This window comes from Dyadobacter sp. BHUBP1, from assembly GCF_050587785.1.
In the GTDB taxonomy this organism is placed as follows: domain Bacteria; phylum Bacteroidota; class Bacteroidia; order Cytophagales; family Spirosomataceae; genus Dyadobacter.
Window position 1 is genome coordinate 386,669 of record NZ_JBOBIH010000004.1, and the last position, 20,783, is coordinate 407,451.

General features: G+C 54.2%; 10 protein-coding genes. 7 read left to right on the forward strand and 3 right to left on the reverse strand.

Going from position 1 to position 20,783, the window contains the following annotated elements:
• The first annotated feature begins 56 nt into the window (after positions 1-56).
• The 4 genes from ACQ4MZ_RS18155 (at position 57) to ACQ4MZ_RS18170 (ending at position 5,989) form a co-directional block, all read left to right on the forward strand.
• A complete protein-coding gene (locus ACQ4MZ_RS18155) occupies positions 57-1,493 on the forward strand; it encodes a trehalase family glycosidase (protein WP_430847015.1) in 1,437 nt (478 codons plus the stop codon).
• A 133-nt stretch (positions 1,494-1,626) separates the two neighbouring features.
• The gene (locus ACQ4MZ_RS18160) at positions 1,627-2,637 is read left to right on the forward strand and encodes a GntR family transcriptional regulator (protein WP_430847017.1); all 1,011 of its coding nucleotides are present in this window, start codon (positions 1,627-1,629) and stop codon (positions 2,635-2,637) included.
• A 6-nt stretch (positions 2,638-2,643) separates the two neighbouring features.
• Positions 2,644-4,227: an SLC5 family protein gene (locus ACQ4MZ_RS18165; protein WP_430847019.1), complete on the forward strand. Its 1,584-nt coding sequence runs from the start codon at positions 2,644-2,646 to the stop codon at positions 4,225-4,227.
• A 121-nt stretch (positions 4,228-4,348) separates the two neighbouring features.
• Positions 4,349-5,989, forward strand: a complete 1,641-nt coding sequence (locus ACQ4MZ_RS18170; RefSeq protein ID WP_430847712.1) for a GH39 family glycosyl hydrolase — start codon at positions 4,349-4,351, stop codon at positions 5,987-5,989.
• A 4-nt stretch (positions 5,990-5,993) separates the two neighbouring features.
• Here the strand turns inward: ACQ4MZ_RS18170 and ACQ4MZ_RS18175 are convergent, their stop codons facing one another.
• From ACQ4MZ_RS18175 to ACQ4MZ_RS18185, 3 genes are read right to left on the reverse strand one after another with little or no spacing between them, the layout of a single operon-like run.
• A complete protein-coding gene (locus ACQ4MZ_RS18175) occupies positions 5,994-8,111 on the reverse strand; it encodes an alpha-glucuronidase family glycosyl hydrolase (RefSeq protein WP_430847714.1) in 2,118 nt (705 codons plus the stop codon).
• Between the two features lie 31 nt (positions 8,112-8,142).
• The gene (locus ACQ4MZ_RS18180) at positions 8,143-10,095 is read right to left on the reverse strand and encodes a sialate O-acetylesterase (protein WP_430847021.1); all 1,953 of its coding nucleotides are present in this window, start codon (positions 10,093-10,095) and stop codon (positions 8,143-8,145) included.
• Positions 10,096-10,130: 35 nt separating this feature from the next.
• Entirely contained in the window at positions 10,131-14,243 is a 4,113-nt protein-coding gene (locus ACQ4MZ_RS18185; RefSeq protein WP_430847023.1) for a hybrid sensor histidine kinase/response regulator transcription factor, read from the reverse strand.
• A 281-nt stretch (positions 14,244-14,524) separates the two neighbouring features.
• On the opposite strand from ACQ4MZ_RS18185, the gene ACQ4MZ_RS18190 reads away from it, so the two are divergent.
• The 3 genes from ACQ4MZ_RS18190 to ACQ4MZ_RS18200 are packed head-to-tail and all read left to right on the forward strand — an operon-like array spanning position 14,525 to position 20,659.
• Positions 14,525-17,761: a SusC/RagA family TonB-linked outer membrane protein gene (locus tag ACQ4MZ_RS18190; RefSeq protein ID WP_430847026.1), complete on the forward strand. Its 3,237-nt coding sequence runs from the start codon at positions 14,525-14,527 to the stop codon at positions 17,759-17,761.
• A 7-nt stretch (positions 17,762-17,768) separates the two neighbouring features.
• On the forward strand, positions 17,769-19,583 hold the full coding sequence (locus ACQ4MZ_RS18195; protein ID WP_430847028.1) for a RagB/SusD family nutrient uptake outer membrane protein: 1,815 nt from the start codon (positions 17,769-17,771) through the stop codon (positions 19,581-19,583).
• A 23-nt stretch (positions 19,584-19,606) separates the two neighbouring features.
• Positions 19,607-20,659, forward strand: a complete 1,053-nt coding sequence (locus tag ACQ4MZ_RS18200) for a glycoside hydrolase family 43 protein (RefSeq protein WP_430847030.1) — start codon at positions 19,607-19,609, stop codon at positions 20,657-20,659.
• Positions 20,660-20,783: the final 124 nt, after the last annotated feature.

Below are 20,783 nucleotides of genomic sequence, written 5' to 3' on the forward strand. Positions count from 1 at the left end.
TTTATAGAAGAGGAGATTTTAGCAGGACATTGTATTTTAATTCAAAAACAAAACGAATGATCAGATTCATCGCAGCGGCTGCCATTTGGCTGGCTTCTCAACCCGGCTGTATGGCGCAAAGCGAAACGTTAAAATTCCGGTCGACCGACGCCGCATTGCAAACCGCATTCGACCGGGCGAAGGAAATGGCCCTGAGCCACCGCGGCAACCCGGCCGACCCGGTAGGCGACTGGTACGAGGCCGCATTGCCTTCGCGCTTCGCATTCTGCATGCGCGACGTGGCGCACCAGAGCATGTCCGCCGAAATGCTCGGCCTCGGCAAAGCGAACAGCAATATGTTTTCACTTTTTGCCAAAAACATTTCCGACAGCAAGGATTGGTGCTCGTATTGGGAGATCAACAAAGAAGGGAAACCTGCGCCGGCCGATTACCGGAACGACGATGAATTCTGGTATAACCTCAATGCGAATTTCGATGTGATGCAGGCGGCGTGGAAACTCTATTTGTGGACGGGCGACAAGCGCTATATCAACGGCCCCGAGTTTGCCAATTTTCACCGGAAGTCGGTCCGCGAATATGTAGAGCGTTGGGTATTGCAGCCGGATTCCCTGCTTTCACGGCCGCTGCACCCGAATGCGCAGGCGGCCTATAATGACGACGATTCATTTCACCGCTGTCGCGGGCTCGCGTCCTATTCCGAAGGCGTCCGCGACCTGAAAATGGGCGTCGATCTGATTGCGTCCCTTTCGCGCGGCATGCAAACCTATGCGGACATGCTGCGTGTGGAGGGCAAAACCGCCGAAGCAGCTGCTTTTGATAAAAAAGCCGAACAATACCGGCAGCATATCGAAAACAAATGGTGGAGCGAAAAGGAGGGCAAATATTTCACCTACTATTCGTCGAAAGGCGTATTTGGCTATACAGAGGGCGAAACTTTCCTGCTCTGGTTCGATGTGTTGAAAGACACCACCCGCACCCGCAAGACGATTGACCAGATCCTCGCGCGGGACTGGAACATGGAAAACCAGTCGTATTTCCCCTATGTACTGGGGCAATACGGTTATCCTGAGCAAATCCGCAGCCAGATTCTGCACTTGACCGACCCGGCCACGAAGCGCCGCGAGTATCCCGAGGTTTCATACGGAGCGGTGCAGGGCGTTGTCCAGGGTATCATGGGGATAGATGCCGATGCTCGTGTGAACCGGGTTACGACCTTGTTCAACGGACGGGCGGAGGATACGCATACCATTGAAAATCTGCCTGTTTTACAACGGAGCATTTCCGTCGGCGAAAGTGCTAAAACGGCCTCGCTTCGCAATGCAGGCAACGGTACTTTGCAATGGCGGGTGATGTTTGCAGGAAAGCACCCGTTTATCATCGTGAACGGCAAGAGGCAAAAAGCCAGCCAGACTGTCGTGAAAGGATCGCGAACGGTGTCGTTCGTGGATGTTCCGGTGGCTGGTAACCGGGAGGTTACGGTGCGCATCGAGTGATCTCCGAGGTTGTACAAAATTGTGAATAAGCCGTCACCCGGAGCGGACCGGTACGCTCCGGGTGACAACGAAGTGATACAACCTCATTAGTGAATAAATAAGTTTTTTAGCTTTACGCAGTAATGACCGCCGAATGGAGAGCATATTTGATAAAATAAGGGAATTGCGGGAAGTAACATCCTATTCCAAACACGACCAGATCGTCACAGGGATCATCAATGCGATTGACCAGAAGATCGTTTCACCGAATGACCTGCTGCCGTCGGTAAACCAGATGATCCAGGAACTGAACTTCTCCCGCGAAACCATCCGCAAAGGGTACGGCGAACTGGTGGATAGGGGCGTGGTCGAATCCAAGAACCGGATCGGGTACTATGTTACCAATGCGCAGACCAGCCAGTTCATGAAAGTGGCCCTGATCATGTATAATCTCGATACATTCGAAGAGCTTTTCTACCGGAATTTCCGGAAAGAGCTCGGCAGCAAAGTGCATCTGGATGTGTTCTTCCACCACGGCAGCATTGATGTGCTCGAAAGCACCCTGTTCCAGATCAAAGGGAAATACGGCATGTACGTGGTGGCGCCGATCCCGCACCGCAAAACAAAGGAAATCCTCGAAACGATTCCCCGCAGCAACCTCCTCATATTCGACCGGTTCGAGCAGCTCGACGGTGAGGTGAGTTACATCGCGCAGGAATTCGAGCGCTCTACCTACGCGGTACTCGAAGCGCTCGTGGACAAGATCAGGGAGTTCGACGAGATCATTTTCTATCATTCCCCCAAATCCCTCGACCCGAAAGAGATCGTTTCCTCATTCAAGCGGTTCCTGCAAGACTATGCTATTAAGGGGCAGATTGTCAGTGAGTTCGTGCCCGGTTCGGTGGAGAAAGGAAAGGCCTATTTCACACTCGACAACTACACGATGTGGGCGATCCTGAAAGAATGCAAGGCCCAGAAGCTCACCATGGGCGTGGACGTCGGCCTGCTATCCGCCAACGACGAGCCGGCCAAGGAGTTCGTCGACATTACCACTTACTCCACCGACTTTGCATTGATGGGCAAGCTCGCCGGGCAATCGATCATGCAAAAGCAGCGGATACAGGTGATTCTGCCCAATGTGCTCATCCGCAGAAAAACATTGTGACGGCCCATGCGCGAAAAGGTGGCTCTCAGCGGTATCGATGCCGGCATTATCGTGCTCTACCTGGCCGTTCTGGTTGGAGTAGGGATTTACTTTTCGCGGAAACGCAAAATAGACACGGCCAGCGACCTTTTCCTCGGCGGCCGGTCGTTGAAATGGTATAATGTAGGTCTGTCCATTTTCAGTAGTAATGTAAGCCCGGTCATGCTCGTCGGTTACGGCGGCATGGCTTACACCACCGGCATGGTGGCCGCCAACTTCGACTGGCTGGCCTGGTGGTTCCTACTATTGCTCGCGATGGTGTTTGTGCCCCATTATTTTGCTACGAAAGTGAGTACCATGCCCGAATTTCTCCTCCGACGCTACGGGCAGCGGTCATTTACTTTCCTAACCTATTACTCCATGATTTCGACGCTCATCGTTTCGGTGAGCTTCGTGCTGCTCACGGGCGGGCTCGTCATCGCGCAGCTCCTCGATGTGCCGTTTTGGATGGCGGCGGTAGGGGTTACCGTGCTCGCCACGAGCTTCACGGCCACGGGCGGCCTTGGCGCCATTGCTCAGACGGGCGTGCTGCAATCCATTGTGGTGACGCTCGCGGCGGTGATCGTGGGCGTGATCGCCATCGACCGCATCGGCGGAGTAGAGGAGGTGGTCAGCCGGTCCCCAAAGGAATTCTGGACCATATTCCGCCCGTCCGACGACCCCGTGTACCCCTGGCATGCGGTACTGCTCGGCTATCCGGTGGTAGGAATCTGGTACTGGTGCACTGATCAGACGATCGTCCAGCAAACCCTCGCTGCTAAGAGCATTCAACACGGCCAGTACGGAACCATGCTCGTGGCCGCCCTCAAAGCCCTGGTACCCTTCATTTTTCTGCTCCCCGGCATTTATTGTTACATTCTGTTTCCAAACCTCACCAATCCGGACCATGCGTACCTGGTGATGACGGCCAACCTGCTGCCCGCAGGGCTGGTAGGCATTACCCTCGCCGCACTCATTGCCGCATTGATCTATGATGTCGCCGTCGGTATCAATGCATTCAGCATGGTGTTTTCATTGAATGTTTATTCCAAAATCATCGAACCGAATGCGTCGCAGCGGAAACTCAGGACGGTGGGGCGGCTGGTGATCATCGGCTCGTCGTTCATTGCCATGCTGGTGTCGATCCTGCTCTCGACCGTCGATAAAGGGCTGTTCGACCTCTCGCAGGCCGTAGGAACCTATCTTGCGCCGCCGCTTACCACCGTATTTTTAATGGGAGTAATCTGGAAAAAAGCTACCAGCCGCGCCGCCAACCTTACATTATACCTCGGCTCACCCCTCAGCCTTTGCGTGGGCGTAATGCAGCTGTCCGACTTTCCCCACAAAGCATTCTGGCCGCATTTTATGCTGCTTACCTTCCTGCTGACCGCCTTTCTCATGATTTTCATGGCCGCGATCTCGCTGCTTTTCCCGGAAAAACAAACCGTTCCATCGTTGCCAACTTTGTCTGAAACTTACGCTTCCCAGCCGCATTACAACCGCAGCAAGGTATGGCTGGGCTGGGCGAGCATTGGGGTGGTGATGGGGTGTCTTTATTTTCTATTCAGATAAACCAGTTTTTATCCGATAGATTTTGTGCCCGTTCCGCTTTCCTTATCGCTTTAAATGCCGTCATATGTTTTTCAAAAGAACCAAATTTACCCTGTTCCGTGCCGCTATTCTGGGTACAGTAATGTCCACGCCCGTTCTCAGCCAGCAGCAGCCCGTCGTGATCGATGTGAACCTGGCGAAGGTAAAAGCCCCCATGCAACCTGTCTGGGCATTTTTTGGCTACGACGAGCCGAACTATACCTATATGAAGGACGGGAAAAAGCTGCTTACCGAAATCTCGCAATTGAGCAAGGTACCCGTCTACGTACGTGCGCATAGCCTGCTCGTGACGGGCGACGGCGAAGCGGCACTCAAATGGGGCTCCACCAATGCCTACACCGAAGACGCGCAGGGAAAACCGGTGTACGATTGGAAGATCGTCGACAAAATCTTTGATACTTATATTGAAAGAGGGATGAAACCCATTGCCCAGATCGGTTTCATGCCGCAGGCACTTTCCTCGAAACCCGAGCCGTACCGTCACCACTGGAAGCCGGGTGATAATTACAATGACATTTACCTGGGTTGGGCCTATCCTCCCAACGACTACAACAAATGGGCAGAACTGGTGTATCAGTGGGTAAAGCATTCGGTGGCCCGCTATGGCAAAAAGGAGGTGGAAAGCTGGTATTGGGAGCTTTGGAATGAACCGAATATCGGCTACTGGAAAGGAACTGTCGACGAATACATTAAACTTTACGACTATACGGCCGATGCCGTCAAACGGGCATTACCTACCGCGAAAATTGGCGGTCCGGAAGTAACAGGTCCCTCCTGGGACAAGTCCGAGACATTTATGCGGAAATTTCTCGACCACGTTACAGCAGGCAAAAACTACGTGACCGGCAAAACCGGTACGCCCATCGATTTCATCACCTACCATGCCAAAGGCGCACCCAAGATCGTGGAAGGGCATGTGCAAATGAACATGGGCACGCAACTGCGCGACCTTGACAAAGGTTTCGAAATTGTGGCATCCTACCCGGCGCTCAAAAAGCTGCCGATCATCATCGGGGAATCCGACCCGGAAGGCTGCGCGGCATGTTCGGAGGATGTGAGCCCGCAAAATGCATACCGCAACGGTACGATGTATTCGAGCTACACGGCGGCTTCGTTTGCCCGCAAATATGACTTGGCCGAGGGGCGGGGCGTGAATCTGCTGGGTGCGGTGAGCTGGTCGTTCGAGTTTGAGGATCAGGCCTGGTTCCGCGGTTTCCGCGATCTGGCCACCAACGGCGTCGACAAGCCGGTGCTGAACGTGTTCCGGATGTTTGGAATGATGGAAGGAAACCGCGTGGAAGTGAAGCAGAACCTGGCTTACGATTTTAAACGGGTAAGGGATGAAAGCGTCCGCAAAGAGGCCGATATCAACGGTATTGCTTCCAAAAGTGCCAATTCAGCGGCGGTTATGGTGTGGAATTACCACGACGACAATGTACCAGCACCCGACGCGGCCGTCAAAGTGCTGGTGCAAGGTTTACCCTCGCAGAAAATGATACTCTACCACTACCGTATCGACAAAGAAAACAGCAATTCTTACGAAGCCTGGAAAGCGATGGGCTCACCTAAACAGCCGACAGCAGAACAAATCAGGCTGCTCGAAAAGGCCGGGCAGCTTGCACTATTGACCTCTCCGCAATGGATCGAACCCCAAAACGGCCAGGCCACAGTGGAAATGCTGCTACCTCGCCAGGGCGTATCGCTTCTGCATTTCAAATGGTAAGTTATTATCTCATTAAATAGGTGTTCACACTTCTCTTTACCTCTTCCAGCGTCCTTTCCGGTTTGGGATGAATGGCGGGGATGGGCCGTTTGGAGAACGTCTGCAAATACAGCACCCAGGCGTCCCGCCACCAGATCGCTTCTTTGTGCTGCTTTGCAAGGCGACCGGAAACGTCGGCATGGATGGCCGGGTCGATGGAAGTTTTCAGGCCGGCCCATTGTTTTTGCATCCACAATACCGAATCGGCGCCGGTATAGAACCGGTGGCAAAGCTCATCCCAGAGCGTTCTGCCGGAGCTTAGCTTCTTAGCCCACGAAATATGATGGAACCAGAGTAAATAGGGGAGCGGGCAGGTTTCGGCATCGAGCCAGGCGCGGCTTGCTTCCGGCCGGTATTGCTGCAACGCATTGCTGCCGGTGGCCGTCCGGTCGAATCCCAGGCCCAGGGTATCGGCCCGGTGGTAATAGATGGCCGTCCAGTCGGGGCGGGAACTGCGGTTCTGCCAGGGTTCGGGGGCGTAATGGCTGCCGGTCCACGGGCGCGAGAGGCCCAGCGGCGTGTTGTAATCCACATAAATTTCCCTGGAACGCAGCATGATATCGCCGATCGTGGCCACGGCCCTGCTTTCGGTGGTGAGGGTGAGCTGCGTCCACTCGCGTGCGATGGCTTCCGGGCTGAGGGTATGGTCCCAGGCCAGCCGCCCGAATGCGTACCAGTTGGCCTGGGCCATCGGGTGGCCCGTCCAGTTGCGGTCGGAGCCGGTATTGGCCACCCCGGCTATGCAGGTTAATGGATAATGGTGCAGTGAACCGTCGACAATGCTGGCGACGGTCGAGCCCTTTCCTGTTACATAAGTATCCGCATCAAGGCATTCCTTGAAGAGCGGGGCTTCGTAAATCCAATGGGTCGCGAAGCCGAGGTATTCCTGCGTGAGCTGGAACTCCATGCCAAGCGGCGTGCGGGGCATATTGCCGAACAGCGGCGAAAATGGTTCCCGAGGTTGAAAATCGATCGGGCCGTTTTTGACCTGTACAATCACATTTTTGGCAAACTTCCCGTCGAGCGTGGCGAATTCATCATAAGCGGCTTTGAACCGATCTGCATTAGGATCCGCCTTGTACACAAACGCCCGCCAGATCACCACCCCGTTGAACGGCGCAAGCGCTTCGGCGAGCATGTTGGCGCCGTCGGCGTGGGTACGGCCGTAATCCTGTGGGCCCGGTTCGCCTTCGGAATTGGCTTTCACCAGAAACCCTCCGAAATCGGGAATGATACTGTAAATCTCCTTTGTTTTTTCAATCCACCATTTCCTGGCTTCCGGGTCGAGCGGGTCGGAAGTTTTCAACCCGCCGAGCGTTTTGGGCGCTGCAAAATGAATGGACAGGTAAGTTTTAATACCATATTTCCTGAAAACACCGGCCAATGCAGCCACTTTGTGCAGGTACTCGGCCGTCAGAAACCGCGCACTCGCATTCACATTGTTCACGACCGTACCATTAATCCCAATCGACGCATTGGCCCGCGCGTAGTCGGTGTAGCGTGGATCTACCGTTTCGGGCAACTCGTACCATTTCCACAGCGACGATCCCGCGTACCCGCGCTCGATCGTTCCTTCGGGGTTATCCCAGTGATTCAGCATGCGTAACTGGATCTTCGGGCTGGTTTGGCCCACGGCTTTTTCGAGGGGCAAATGCTGCTGCAAATGCCGGAGCAATGCAAAACTGCCGTACAATACGCCTGCATCCTTCGAAGCGGTAATTACTGTATTTCCCGATTGCATTTGAATCGAATAGCCGTCGCCGGGCGCGGCGCTGGTTGAGACGGTAAGGATGATGCCGTTTTGATTGCCTACCGGAGTTTTTACAACCGAAATTTGCTTGCCGAGCAGGGCGGTCAGGCCGGTTTGAAGCTCTTTGGCCGCATTGTTCAGGATGTCGCTGTTGCCGGACAGGGCTATGAAATTGAAGGATTTGGTGTAAGCGGTTCGTGCCGTATTATCTGAGATCCGGTCGTATTTCAGCCAGAGCCGGTAGCCGTCATCGGCAGAGGCGTGATTGTTTGAGATTAATGCAAAAATCAGAAATAACAGGCAACGGGTAATGAGCAAGCGTGGAGAAAACATCGTGGGTCGGGTTTTGAGTTTTTTGGTATGGTCAATGGTTTTGAGCATGTTTCACATCCTGGCCATCTGTGCGAAAAGGAGACGCCGGAAGCCCCGCTGCATTGTAAAAATTGACACCTTCGGGATTATCCTGCCAGGCATAGCGGACATGCTTCGGCGCCTTGACTTGCTCGCTGCGCAAAGTAATCCGGTCTTTTCCCAGTATTTCTGCTTGGGCCCAATAGAATTTTCGGTCGTCGCCCGCGACGGCAAACCAGCGTAATGGCTCGCTGTCAGATGCAACAATGCCCTCGCCCACGTGATCGAAAGTCAATACGACCTTATCGTTTGCAATGTCGTATGATTTCAGCATGGGTCCGGAATAGATGATATCCTTTTCGCCATAAGCCAGGTTCCGGGCGGCCAATGCCAGCCGTTTACCGATATCTTTCTTGTTAAGCGGGTGAATATCGTTCCATTCGCCGAGGTCGATGGTGACGGCCACGGCGGTATTGGGCAATGTGAGTGCCTTGTTCTGGGCTTCCCGAAGCAAGGCGATATTGCTTTCCGCCGGGGTGTAGTCGATGTCCTGGAAATTGGGCAGCTGCGCCACGAGGAAAGGTAACTTGTCGTCGTGCCAAAGCGTCCGCCAATCACGGATCAACGCCGGGAGTAATGCATTGTAAGGCTCCGGGTTTCCGGTGTTGGATTCGCCCTGATACCATATGAATCCCTTGATTTTCATCGGCAGAACCGGGGCGACCATTGCATTATACAACGCCGTCGGCTGGTTCTGGTGCACGAGCCTCGCTGGCGGCGTACCTTGTCCCGGAGGGAAAACAGCCCCGACTTTGTATTGCCAGGTGCCTTTCAAGTCGATGGTATCGCTGCCTGTCGTCATGAAATACGGCTTGTCGGGCACGAAGCCGCCTTTGCCCGATGAATTGGTAACCCTGATCACGAACGCATTTTGCCCTGCTTTAAACAAATCACCCGGGATTTCGTACCGGCGGGGTGGGTACTGGTAGGTAATATTGCCGATTTTCCGGCCGTTAACGTACATTTCGTCGGCATCCACAATGCGCCCCATGTACAGTTTCACGGGCTTCCCGGCCCAACTTTGCGGAATATTGATTATTCGCCTGAACCACACCACGCCATCCAATGCCTTCAAGCCCTGATCTTCCCAGTAACCAGGGATATTGAAGTTCCGCCATCCTTTGGGCTGATATTCAATGCTCTCCCAATGCTCCGTCCGGCCCGCGTCCGTCACTGTGCGCTCCTGCGGGACCGCGTTCATGACGCGGGCGAATGCATTCACGTAGCTCGTGTCCTTATTTTGCGAGATGATTTGTTTAATGTCTTCAATATCCTTGAAACCGTTCTCGCTGATCCATGCCTCAATGGGCGTTCCTCCCACCGAGCTATTGACAATACCGATCGGGACCTGGTGTTTTTCATAAATTTCACGGGCGAAAAAGTAGGCGACCGCCCCGAAGCTAAGCACGTTTTCGGGACTGGCCGTCTTCCATTCGCCTTTCGGGAAATCCTCCGTCGGGCCATTCAGGTTGGTGAGTGTCGGCACGAAAAAGTTGCGGATATCAGGAAAGTTCGCCGAAGCAATATCGTTCGGGAAACGCTCCTTTACGCGCTCCATGTTGATCACCATATTGCTCTGCCCGCTGCACAGCCACACATCCCCGAATGCGATATCGGTCAGGCGGATTTCATTCCTGCCTTTCAAAACCATCGTGTAACCCGCACCTGCGTTGTGCGCTGGAAGCGCTATTTCCCATTTTCCGGCTGGATTTGCCGAGGTTTTATAGGTTTTTCGGTCAAATTGAAGGGTAATATGCTCTTTCGGCGAAGCCCGGCCCCAGATTTTGAGCGGCTGGTCACGTTGTAAAACCATGTGATCAGAAATCAACTTGGGCAGGCGGATCTGCGCGTACAGGGGCATGACCGTGCACAGGAGGAGCGGGGTCAGTAATTTTGAAAGCTTCATGCGGAACAGTCCGAAGGTATTTAAAGTGTTATAATTCAATGGGATACTTGTAAAATAGACTGTCGTTTCATCGCCTTGTATTCCGAAGGCAGCATATTGAATTTGGCCTTAAACGACTTCGTGAAATAGTTGGGCGTAGCAAACCCGGCCGTGTACGAGATCTGCGAAACGTTCATATCGCTTTTTTCGAGCAATAGCGCTGCCTTTTCCAGTTTGATCGACCGGATGAATTCAATCGGGCTCTGTCCGCTGATTTCCAGCACCCTGGTGTAGAGCGTGCCGCGGCTCATACCCACGTGCCGCGCGAGATTTTCGACACTGAGCTGGGCCGAATTCAGGTTGTCCTCGATGTAGGAAAGCATATCGCGCAGCAGTTTCACATCGCCGGATTCGATCGCCTCGTCGTGGCCTGTCATTTGTATTTGCCTCGAATACACATTTTTAAGGAGCCTGTTGAGCAGCAGCAGGTTATTGATTTTTACATTCAGTATTTCAAAATTGAAGGGCTTGGTCAGGTAATCGTTCGCGCCGGAGCTCAGCCCTTTCAACTGCTGCTCTTCCCCGCTCGATGCCGTGAGTAGGATGATCGGGATATGGCTCGTCCGTTTGTCGGACCGGATCTTTTCGCTCATCGCGAGCCCATCCATTTCGGGCATGGCGATGTCGCTCACGATCAGTTCAGGATGGCAGCTCAATGCCTTTTGCCAGCCTTCTTTGCCGTCGGCCGCTTCCAGCACACGGTAATGCGGTTCGAGGTTTTCTTTAAGATAATGCCTGAATTCCGCATTGTCCTCCACGATCAGTATCCGGGGCACTTCGTCGAAACCGGTTTGCAGGGCTTTGCTTGTCGTTTTCAGGACGTTTTCAGCGGAAGCAGGTTCGGCGGGCGGGGTGGCAGGCGCAATTTCGACGGGGTCGAACACCCAGGTTTCGCACGGAAGCCCGACCGTGAAAACGCTGCCTCTGCCGCCATTGCTGCCAACTGTAATGAATCCGCCGTGCATTTGCACAAATTCCTTCACGATCGACAGGCCAATCCCGCTGCCCTGGTTGAGCACGGAGGCGTCGGCATCGTCCTGGAAAAAGCGTTCGAAAATTTTCTCGTAATGCTCCGGGGAAATGCCGATTCCAGTGTCGGATACCTTGATATACAGCCAGTTTTGCTGCGTGTCGTCGGTTCCGCAATTCAGCTGTAACGCCACTTCGCCGCCTTCCGGCGTGAATTTGAATGCGTTGGAAAGCAGGTTGAACAAAATGCGTTCCATCTTGTCGGCATCGAAATCGATCAGCAGATGCGCGACGGAGCTGTCGAACGTGAAACGGACGCGTTTCCGTTGCGAAAGGTCGCTGAACGAGTCGCAGGCGTCGCGGACGAAAGGCACAATATCGGCGCGGCGGAGATCGGCTTTCAATTCCTGTTCCTGCAAATTCTTGAAATCCAGCAGTTGGTCCACGAGATTGAGCAGCCGTTTGGCATTGCGCCGGATCGCCGAAATCTGGGGCTGATGGGGCGATTCCTGCGCGAGCAGGTTTTCCGCCGGTGCGAGAATGAGCGAAATAGGCGTCCGGAATTCGTGGCTAAGATTGGTCAGGAACTTGATTTTCAACCTGTCGAGCTCCTGTTTGCGTTCGGTCTCGCGCCGCGCCTGCTCGTCTCTGAACTTCCGGTGCAGCTTGCGGATACCACGTCGCCGCATGAGGTACACGGCCACAATGGGCGCCAGCACATAGAGCATGTAGGCGTAAACGGTGAGGTAAAAAGGCGGCTTCACGGTCACTGCAACGGTCGTGGGGGGAGAGCCCCAATCGCTGCCGTCGCTGCTGGCCTGTACTTCGAAACGGTAATCGCCGGGGCTGAGGTTGGTGTAACTGGCCGTGGTAGCGTGGCTGGCCTGCTGCCATTCATTTTGCAGTCCCACGAGGCGGTACCGGTAGCTGGTCTGTTCGGGATTGGTATAGTTAAGCGCCCCGTAACCGATCGAAAAGTTCTGCTTGTAATCGAGCCGGATCGATTGCGCGACGGAAATATCGGCGTCGATCATGCCCGCATCGGCGGATGTAACGGCCCGGTTCCCGACTTTCAGCTCCCGGAGTATAACATGGTTTTGGCCCTGGTGCTTTTTCAGGCTGCGGGTATCGATGTAGTTAAAACCCGCGATACCACCGAAAAACAGCACATTGTCGGACGTTCGCAGGCCCGCGCCCAATGCGAAAGTGTTGTTTTGCAGGCCATTATGCGCAGTGTAGTTGGTGAATTTCTTTGTATGCATATCCAACAGGCTGACTCCCTCATTGGTACTCACCCAGATACGTCCCTGCGCGTCTTCCAGCACCTTGTTGACCATCCCGCTCGGCAGCCCGTTGTCGACGCCGAATGTGACAAATTTGCGTGTTTTCGGGTCGAATAGCGCGAGCCCTTCGCCGCCGGTACCTGCCCAGATGTTGCCGCGGCTGTCTTCCAGGAGTGAGAGGACATTGTTGCTGGGAAGTGCTGCTGTTTCGCGGTCGAGCAGGATCGAAACCCGTTTTTCAGGGTCAAAAACGGCGATGCCGGTGCCGTGAGAGGCTATCCACATTTTTCCGTGCCGGTCCTCTAAAATGTCGCGGATGTAAGCATTCAGCGGGATAATGCGTTTCAGCAGGGAGGTGTTGGGGGTGAAAAGCCTTTCAAATTGCTTTGTTTCAGGGTGATATATGTTGACGCCTCCGCCATTTGTACCGATCCACAGCTTCCCTTTTTTATCGAGAGTCAGTGAAAAAATGTTGTTGTTGCTCAATGAATTGGCTTCCGGACCTTGCAGGAACTGATCGTACCCGCCCGTCGCGGGGTTCAGCCGGAATAGTCCGTCCTGAAATGTGCCGATCCAGAGCGCATTCGGTGACGTCAGTTTCAGGGAAAGAACAGCCAGGCCCGCCGATGCAGCCTTGTTGCGGGCATGAATGGCATATTGGCGGAAAAGATTGGTTTTGCGGTCGTAGAGGCTCACGCCGCCATCGTCCGTTCCCACAAAAATACGGCCGTCGGGATGTTCTGCGAACGACGTCACAAAGGGTGCACTGAGGCCATACGGGTCGTAGGGATCGCAGCGTTTCAGCCCGAAGAGCGTCAGGTTACGATCGTATTTGTTGACGCCGCCTTTGTAAGTGCCCAACCAGGTAATACCGGCGGGGTCGGTGAAGATGGCACGTATAGACTTATTCGTTATACTGAACGGCGTACGCGGGTCGGGCGTGTGGTGCGTGACGTGCCCCGTGCGCGGGTCGATGATATTCAGCCCGCCGTCCGTGCCGACCCATACCTCGTTCCTGCTTTGCGCGGCGATAGCAAAGACCATATTGTTGCTGATCGAATGGCTGCTTCCTGGCTGGTAACTGAACCGCCGTGCTGGTTTGCCATCCGCAGAAAGGGTAAACAGGCCACGCTGCGTCCCGATCCACATATTGCCAGAGCTATCCTGGCTGATGGCCGTTACGAAGTCGGCCCCATCCTGATAGACCTCGGTACCACGGTAATCGACGGGGATGAACCGGTTTTGTCTACTTACAAATCTGAAAAGCCCATTGCCGGTCCCGACCCACATTTGCCGGTCCCGGTCGCGGAAAATCCGGTGGACGTGCTTGCCTGCCACCTGCGGCGGGGTGCCCGGGACGGAAGTGAATGGCAGGATCTGCAATGTATTCGGGTCAATCATAACAAGGCCTTGTGTAGTACCTGCCCAGATTTTGCCCTGTGCATCCTCGCATAGGGAGTTAATGCTGTGACGAGTCTTGATCCTGACGAATGAGTCCTTCCGGCGATCGTACAAATGCAGTGACCCGATGATCGTTCCTACCCAAATGCGGCCTGCGCGGTCCTCGTAGAGTGCCGAAACGTCGTTTGATTTCAGCGAAGTCGAGTCGGTTTTCCGATGCCGGTAAACGGTAAAGCCCGTACCGTCGAACTTGCTGAGGCCGTCGTCGGTCGCAAACCAGAGCAGTCCGTAGCGGTCTTTGAGGACCGCGGTTACAGTGTTGGAAGAGAGCCCGTCCATGGAGGTAATGGCGGTGAAACGGGGCGGCTCGTTTTGGGCAACGGCCACCCGTCCGGTGCATACAAACAGCAACGGCAAGCTCATCAGAAAGTGCAGCAACGGCCGGATTCGTATCAAGGTTTGTGCAATGAAAGGTGATTTACTGTAAAGACGAGGAAAACGGGTATTTCTCCATCCTCCGGGATGGGTTAAATGCAACTTTGTCCCTGAATCCGCCACTTTTAGCCCGTTTTTGAACATTTGTTCCCATAGTTTAAACAAATGTGCTCACGGCCGGCGTGGCGGTCATACTACTTTTGTCCATTGTCAGGTTACCATAAATTATTGGAATCATTATGTTCTAAAAATATATTGTCAAAATGACAAATAAAAATTTTCAACAAAAACCCTGCAAGCCAATGCGCTATTTTTTACTGAACAAGAGAAACCGGCTCTGCACATTAGCGACCATGGGATGGCCGCTGATGCTGGCAATGACGTTGGCACCCACCGACGGCGCCCGTGCATCGGAAACTGATTTGAACAGGCACGTCCGCCAGGCCGTTGCCGATGTGGAAGTAACCGGAAAGGTTACCGGGGAGGCCAGCGATGCACTGCCGGGAGTGAGTATCCTTATTAAAGGCACCACGCGCGGAACGATCGCCGACGAGAATGGGAATTTCAGGATTACCATCCCGGACAATGAGCAAACGGTGCTCGTGTTTTCGCTGGTAGGTTATGCCTCCAAAGAGGTGGTGGTAGGAAACCAGAAGGTCATCAACGTATCGCTCGCACCCGATCATAAAGTACTCGAAGAAGTGGTAGTGGTCGGCTACGGAACGCAGCGTAAGCGGGACGTAACCGGCTCGGTAGTTTCGGTGAGCGAGTCGACGCTCAAAGAGGTGCCTGCGCCGAACCTGATCAGCCAGCTCAAAGGCCGCGCGGCGGGGGTGTCCATTATCAGTAATGGCAGCACGCCCGGTTCCCAGGGACAGATCAGGATCCGGGGTAACCGTACACTCACGACCAGCTCCGGATCGAGCGATGGTCTTGACGGCCCGCTCGTGGTGGTCGACGGGATACCATTCGGAGGTTTGAACGACATCAACCCCGACGATATCCTGAGCCTGGAAGTATTGAAAGACGCTTCCGCAACGGCGATCTACGGTTCGCGCGGCGCGGGCGGGGTGATCCTCGTGACGACGAAAAGAGGAAAGGTCGGCAAGCCGGTGTTCAGCTACGACGGCTATCACGGAGAGACACGCATCATGGGCAAATTCAACGTGATGAATGGCGCCGAATATGCCCAGTTTAAAGCGGATGCGGCCAAATATAACCGTACCAGTCCGGGAACGTCGGGCTATTTGCTCACGCCGAAAGAACAGGAAGCCCTCGACAAAGGCGTGTCCACCGATTGGCAGGACCTGATCTACAAGCCCGGTTTCATGTCTAATCACCAGTTGGGTATGCAGGGCGGCGTTGAAAACACGCAATACTCGCTGGGTTTGGGGTACTTCAATGAAACGGGTATTATCCCTAATCAGAATTTCCAGCGCTTCAACCTTCGCGCTACCATCGATCAGCGGATCGGGAAGAATATCAAGATCGGACTGAACACGCTCAATACCCTTACCTACCAGAACACGCCCGGCGGGGGCGGTGTGCCGGGTGGGCTCGTGCGCCTGACGCCGCTGGCTTCGCCCTACAATGCGGATGGAAGTGTAAATATGTTCCCGTCCGAAGGCTCCATCGATGCCGCCGGCGTGAGCCCGCTCACGATCATAACCAAGAAGGATTCGTATCTTGGCCGCACACGCTCGGTGCGTACATTTAACAGCCTGTACGCGGAAGTGAACATTCTGCCGGGTCTGAAATACCGGTTCAATGCAGGTTTGAATTTCAGCCAGTCGAACTACAATGGCTATAACGGCCCACTGACTTACTTCAATTCGGCAACGGTTCAATCCTCGTCCACCGCCGAGATCAGCAATACCGAGTACTGGGATGTGAACCTCCAACATTTGCTCTATTATGACAAGACCTTTGCCGATAAGCACAAACTGGGCTTCACCGCATTGTATGAATATACCAAAAACCACTCACTGGGCAGCCGTTTCACCGTGACGGGCGTACCGGCGGATTACATCAAAACATCCAACTTCTCACTGGCGTCCGGTCAGCCCGTCGCGAACTCGGATTTTGGTAACTCTTTTTCGGAAACCGGGCTGCTTTCGTACATGGGAAGGCTCAATTATAGCTATGACGACCGCTATTTGCTGACTTTGACCTTGCGCAGGGACGGTTCTTCCACTTTGTCGCCCGGTAACCAGTATTTCAACTACCCGGCCATCGGCCTTGGCTGGAATGTGATCGAGGAACGGTTCATGAAAAGTGTGGATTTTGTTTCGAACCTGAAACTGCGTGGCGGCTGGGGCGTGTCGGGTAACCGCAACGTGGGCGCATATGCGACACTGGGTGCATTATCGGCCGGTTACTACAATTTCGGAACGGGTACCGCCGGGCAGCAGCTGGCCTACACCGTTACGAGCCTCCCGGCGAGCAACCTGAGCTGGCAATCGACATCACAGGTCGATATTGGAGTCGATTTCGGTTTTTTGAATAACCGCATTACCGGTTCGGTGGATTGGTACCACCAAAAAACCAAGGATATTTTGCTGTCGGTACCGCTTCCGCCGAGCAATGGCGCCGGTTCTACCCTGAAAAACCTGGGGAAAACCGAAGGTAAGGGGTTGGAAGTGGCCGTTACTTTTGAGATTGCCAGAAAACCGAAAGGGTTCAACTGGAGCGTGGACGCGACCTATTTCTTCAACCGCGAGAAAATCACCCAGCTGACCACACCGCAGGAAAAAGCCAATCTTGGCGCGGGATGGTTTGTCGGACAGCCGCTTTCAGTGATTTATGATTACAAAAAACTGGGCATCTGGCAGCTTGCCGACGCGGAGAACGGTACTTTGGCCAAGCAGGTGTCGCCTGTGCAATATCCGGGGCAAATCCGGGTCGAGGATTTGAATGCGGACGGCAAAATCGACGCGAGCGACCGCCAGATCCTGGGTAATTTCCAACCCAAATGGGAGGGCGGCCTTACCAACCGTTTCAGCTTCAAAAACTTCGATGCCTCGATCGTTACCTATGCGCGGATGGGCATGAAAGTGCTTGTGCCTTATCTGACAGGTAATTCCACAGGTTCGGGCGGGTTTGCATTCTTCAACCAGAGCCGTGTTAACCAGGTGAAAACGGATTACTGGACCGATACCAACCCGACCAACGCATTCCCGGCACCCGACGCCAGCAGTGCGGTTGCCAACTTCGGATCGACGCTCGGGTATTACGACGGCTCGTTCATCAAATGCCGGAGCATCAACCTCGGTTATACGTTCGCGAGCGATGTGATCAAGAAGATCGGCGCTTCGTCGGCCCGCATTTACGTGAACCTCACCAACCCGTTCATCATCTATTCACCGCTCGTGAAGGATAACCTGGCGATTGATCCGGAAGGAAATAGCTATGCCAGCGGACAGTCGACGCTCAACCCCCAGGGGGCCAGCGAGCGCGGCGCGCCGGAGCGACAAATCGCCGTAAACCTCAATAACCCGCCGGTAAGGCAATTCACCGTGGGCGTAAACCTTAAATTCTGATCCGACTATGAAATCCATCAAAATATTCATCACCGCCGGCATGGTCGCATTGCTGAGCTCCGGTTGTGAAAAAGTACTCGAAGAACATCCGCAATCCCAGATCGTCCCCTCGTATTTCAATAGCCCGTCGGGCGTGCTCGGCGGCATCGCCGGGGTGTATAACGATATCCGCAGCCAGTGGGGGACCGAAGGTTTTACCGTCGAAATGCAGGCCGGTACCGACGAGTTTATCCAGGGGCTCAGCGCGGGAACGCCCATTCCTTACACTTATAATGGATTGAACGGCAGTAACTTCGGTTCGGCCTGGGGCGTTGCGTTCCAGGATATCAATACCCTGAACGGCGTGCTGCAATACGGGCAGACCATCGACCTGCCCGAGGCGACCCGGAAGCAATACCTCGCACAGGCCAAGTTCCTCAGGGCCTTCTGGTATTTCTACCTCGTGCAAACCTGGGGCGACGTGCCTTTGCATACCGAGTTTATCACCGTGCCCTCGCAGGCGGCGTCCCGCCAGCCCGCGGCGCAGGCGTATGAGTTGATTATTAAAGATTTAACAGAAGCTGCGGCTGATCTGCCCAACCAGCCTACTGCGCCGTTCCTGGGCAAAGCGGCTACCAAACCCGTGGCGCAGTTCCTGCTCGCCAAAGCATACCTCACCCGGGGCTGGCTGAACAATACCGCGGCGGATTTTAGCAAAGCAGCTGCATTATGTGACGAGATCATCGCCAGCAAGTCGGCTTACGGGCTGGATCTCTGGCAGGATTACGGCGATGCGTTCGTACCCGCCAATGACTATGGAAAGGAAACCATGTTTGTGAGCGATCACGTCCTCGATCCTAAATATGGCTATTACAATGTCGGTGGAGCAGCCGGCGGCGGCGCGGCGCAGAATCTTTCGCCATGGTTTACAAACTGGAATTATCCCAACAACAGCGGTATCAATTCCTTCAAGAACGCCGCGGGTGGGTTTGTCAATAGCGGTACTTCGGGCATGATCCGTGATTCATACTACGGTCGTCCGTATGTCCGCATGCGTCCTAACTCCGACAAATGGCCCACCGGCCCGCACGCTGGCAAGAACTACTTCCTCGATCAGGCATTTACCCATCGGGATGTGGATTCGCGTTTCGCCAACTCGTTTTATACCGTTTACATTTCCAATACTTCCGTTACCAATACGGCCAATGCGGCCAACAACAGCCGCGGGATCGGCTATACTACCGTTGTTGGACAGGATACCGCCGTGTGGCTGCCTGACTACGAGGTGCCTGGCGCGCCGCAATTTGTCGGTACCCGGCCATTCAAGGGCATTGTGGTGCCACCGAGCATGTGGAACAATGGAATTTTCCCGGCATTGAAAAAATTCATGGACCCGAGCCGAGGGGCTAATTTCAACGATCCCTCGACGCGTCCCTGCGTTTTGTACCGCTTTTCGGACGTGTACATGACCGGTGCGGAGGCGTATTTCAAAGCCGGTGACGCTGCGAAGGCCGCCAGCCTGATCAACGTCGTGCGGCAGCGTGCGGCATACCGCAAGAGCAATACCACCGCTCAGAATGCGGCAGCCGTCGCAGCGATGACCATCACAGCAGCGGATGTTACCCTGGATTTTATCCTCGACGAGCGCAGCCGCGAATTTTTCGGCGAATGGCAGCGCTGGCACGACCTCGTGCGGACGCGATCGCTCGTACGCCGCGTGCAGGAGTGGAACCAGGAAGCGGCACCTTACGTGAAGGATTTCAATATGTTAAGGCCAATTCCTCAGTCGCAGATCGATAGAGTAGTGGACGGTCCTGCTTTTCCACAAAATTCCGGATATTAAACCTTATTAATCAGCCTATTCATATGACCCGCAGCTTTTTATCGGCCGGTTTCATGGCCCTGGCGGCAATTGGCAGCATTGGCCTGGAAACGGGCCTTTGCCAGCAAGCCAAAGTGAAACCGTTGGTCACCGACCTGTTCACCGCCGATCCGTCCGCACATGTTTTTAACGGCAAAATTTACATTTACCCTTCCCACGATATCGAGGCCAATGTGCCGCAGGACGATGAGGGCGGCCATTTCAATATGCGGGATTACCACGTGTATTCGATGGACGCTATTGGCGGCAAGGTAACCGACCATGGCGTGGTGCTGGATTTGAAAGACATTCCCTGGGCGGGGCGCCAGTTGTGGGCGCCTGACGCCGCATTCAAAAACGGTACTTACTATTTGTACTTCCCGGTCAAGGACAAGCAGGACGTTTTCCGCATTGGCGTAGCTACTTCCAAATCGCCTGCGGGGCCTTTCAGAGCAGAACCTGAGCCGATTCCGGGTAGTTACAGCATCGATCCGGCCGTTTTTACCGATACCGACGGGCAGACTTACATGTATTTCGGCGGTATCTGGGGCGGGCAATTGCAGCGCTGGTATTCGGGGAAGTATGACAAAACGCTTTCCACTGATCTGGGGAAAGGCCACGATCAGGAGCCTGCATTGAGCGCCAAAGTGGCCAAAATGAGCGGCGATATGCGCACATTTGCCGAAACGCCCCGTGATGTACAGATTCTGGATGAGCATGGTAAGCCGCTACTTGGCGGAGATCACGACCGCCGGTTTTTTGAAGGCGCATGGATGCACAAGTTCAATGGCAAATACTATTTCTCGTATTCCACCGGCGACACGCATTTGCTTTGCTATGCGGAAAGTAACTCGCCTTACGGGCCATTTACCTATAAGGGAGTGATTATGAAACCGGTAGAGGGCTGGACGACCCACCATTCCATTGTCGAGTTCAAAGGCAAATGGTACATTTTTTACCATGATTCGGAATTATCGGGAAAAACCCACTTGCGTAACATGAAGGTACGCGAGCTCGTGCGTGACGCGACCGGCGCGATCGTCCCGATTGTACCCTGATGCCGGCACGATCGTGTCGATTGTGCTTCAACAAACGGAAATAATGCCAATATTTTAGTGAAACGGGCGCCGGTACCGGCTTTTAAAGCTGTACCGGCGCATCCGTGCCGATGATCTCATCCAA

What these genes read in the sequence shown, in the direction of transcription:
- ACQ4MZ_RS18180 (WP_430847021.1), bottom strand. Translation starts at nt 10,095, where the DNA reads ATGAAGCTTTCAAAATTACTGACCCCGCTCCTCCTGTGCACGGTCATG.
- ACQ4MZ_RS18190 (WP_430847026.1), top strand. Translation starts at nt 14,525, where the DNA reads ATGCGCTATTTTTTACTGAACAAGAGAAACCGGCTCTGCACATTAGCG.
- ACQ4MZ_RS18160 (WP_430847017.1), top strand. Translation starts at nt 1,627, where the DNA reads ATGGAGAGCATATTTGATAAAATAAGGGAATTGCGGGAAGTAACATCC.
- ACQ4MZ_RS18200 (WP_430847030.1), top strand. Translation starts at nt 19,607, where the DNA reads ATGACCCGCAGCTTTTTATCGGCCGGTTTCATGGCCCTGGCGGCAATT.
- ACQ4MZ_RS18170 (WP_430847712.1), top strand. Translation starts at nt 4,349, where the DNA reads ATGTCCACGCCCGTTCTCAGCCAGCAGCAGCCCGTCGTGATCGATGTG.
- ACQ4MZ_RS18155 (WP_430847015.1), top strand. Translation starts at nt 57, where the DNA reads ATGATCAGATTCATCGCAGCGGCTGCCATTTGGCTGGCTTCTCAACCC.
- ACQ4MZ_RS18175 (WP_430847714.1), bottom strand. Translation starts at nt 8,111, where the DNA reads ATGTTTTCTCCACGCTTGCTCATTACCCGTTGCCTGTTATTTCTGATT.
- ACQ4MZ_RS18165 (WP_430847019.1), top strand. Translation starts at nt 2,644, where the DNA reads ATGCGCGAAAAGGTGGCTCTCAGCGGTATCGATGCCGGCATTATCGTG.
- ACQ4MZ_RS18195 (WP_430847028.1), top strand. Translation starts at nt 17,769, where the DNA reads ATGAAATCCATCAAAATATTCATCACCGCCGGCATGGTCGCATTGCTG.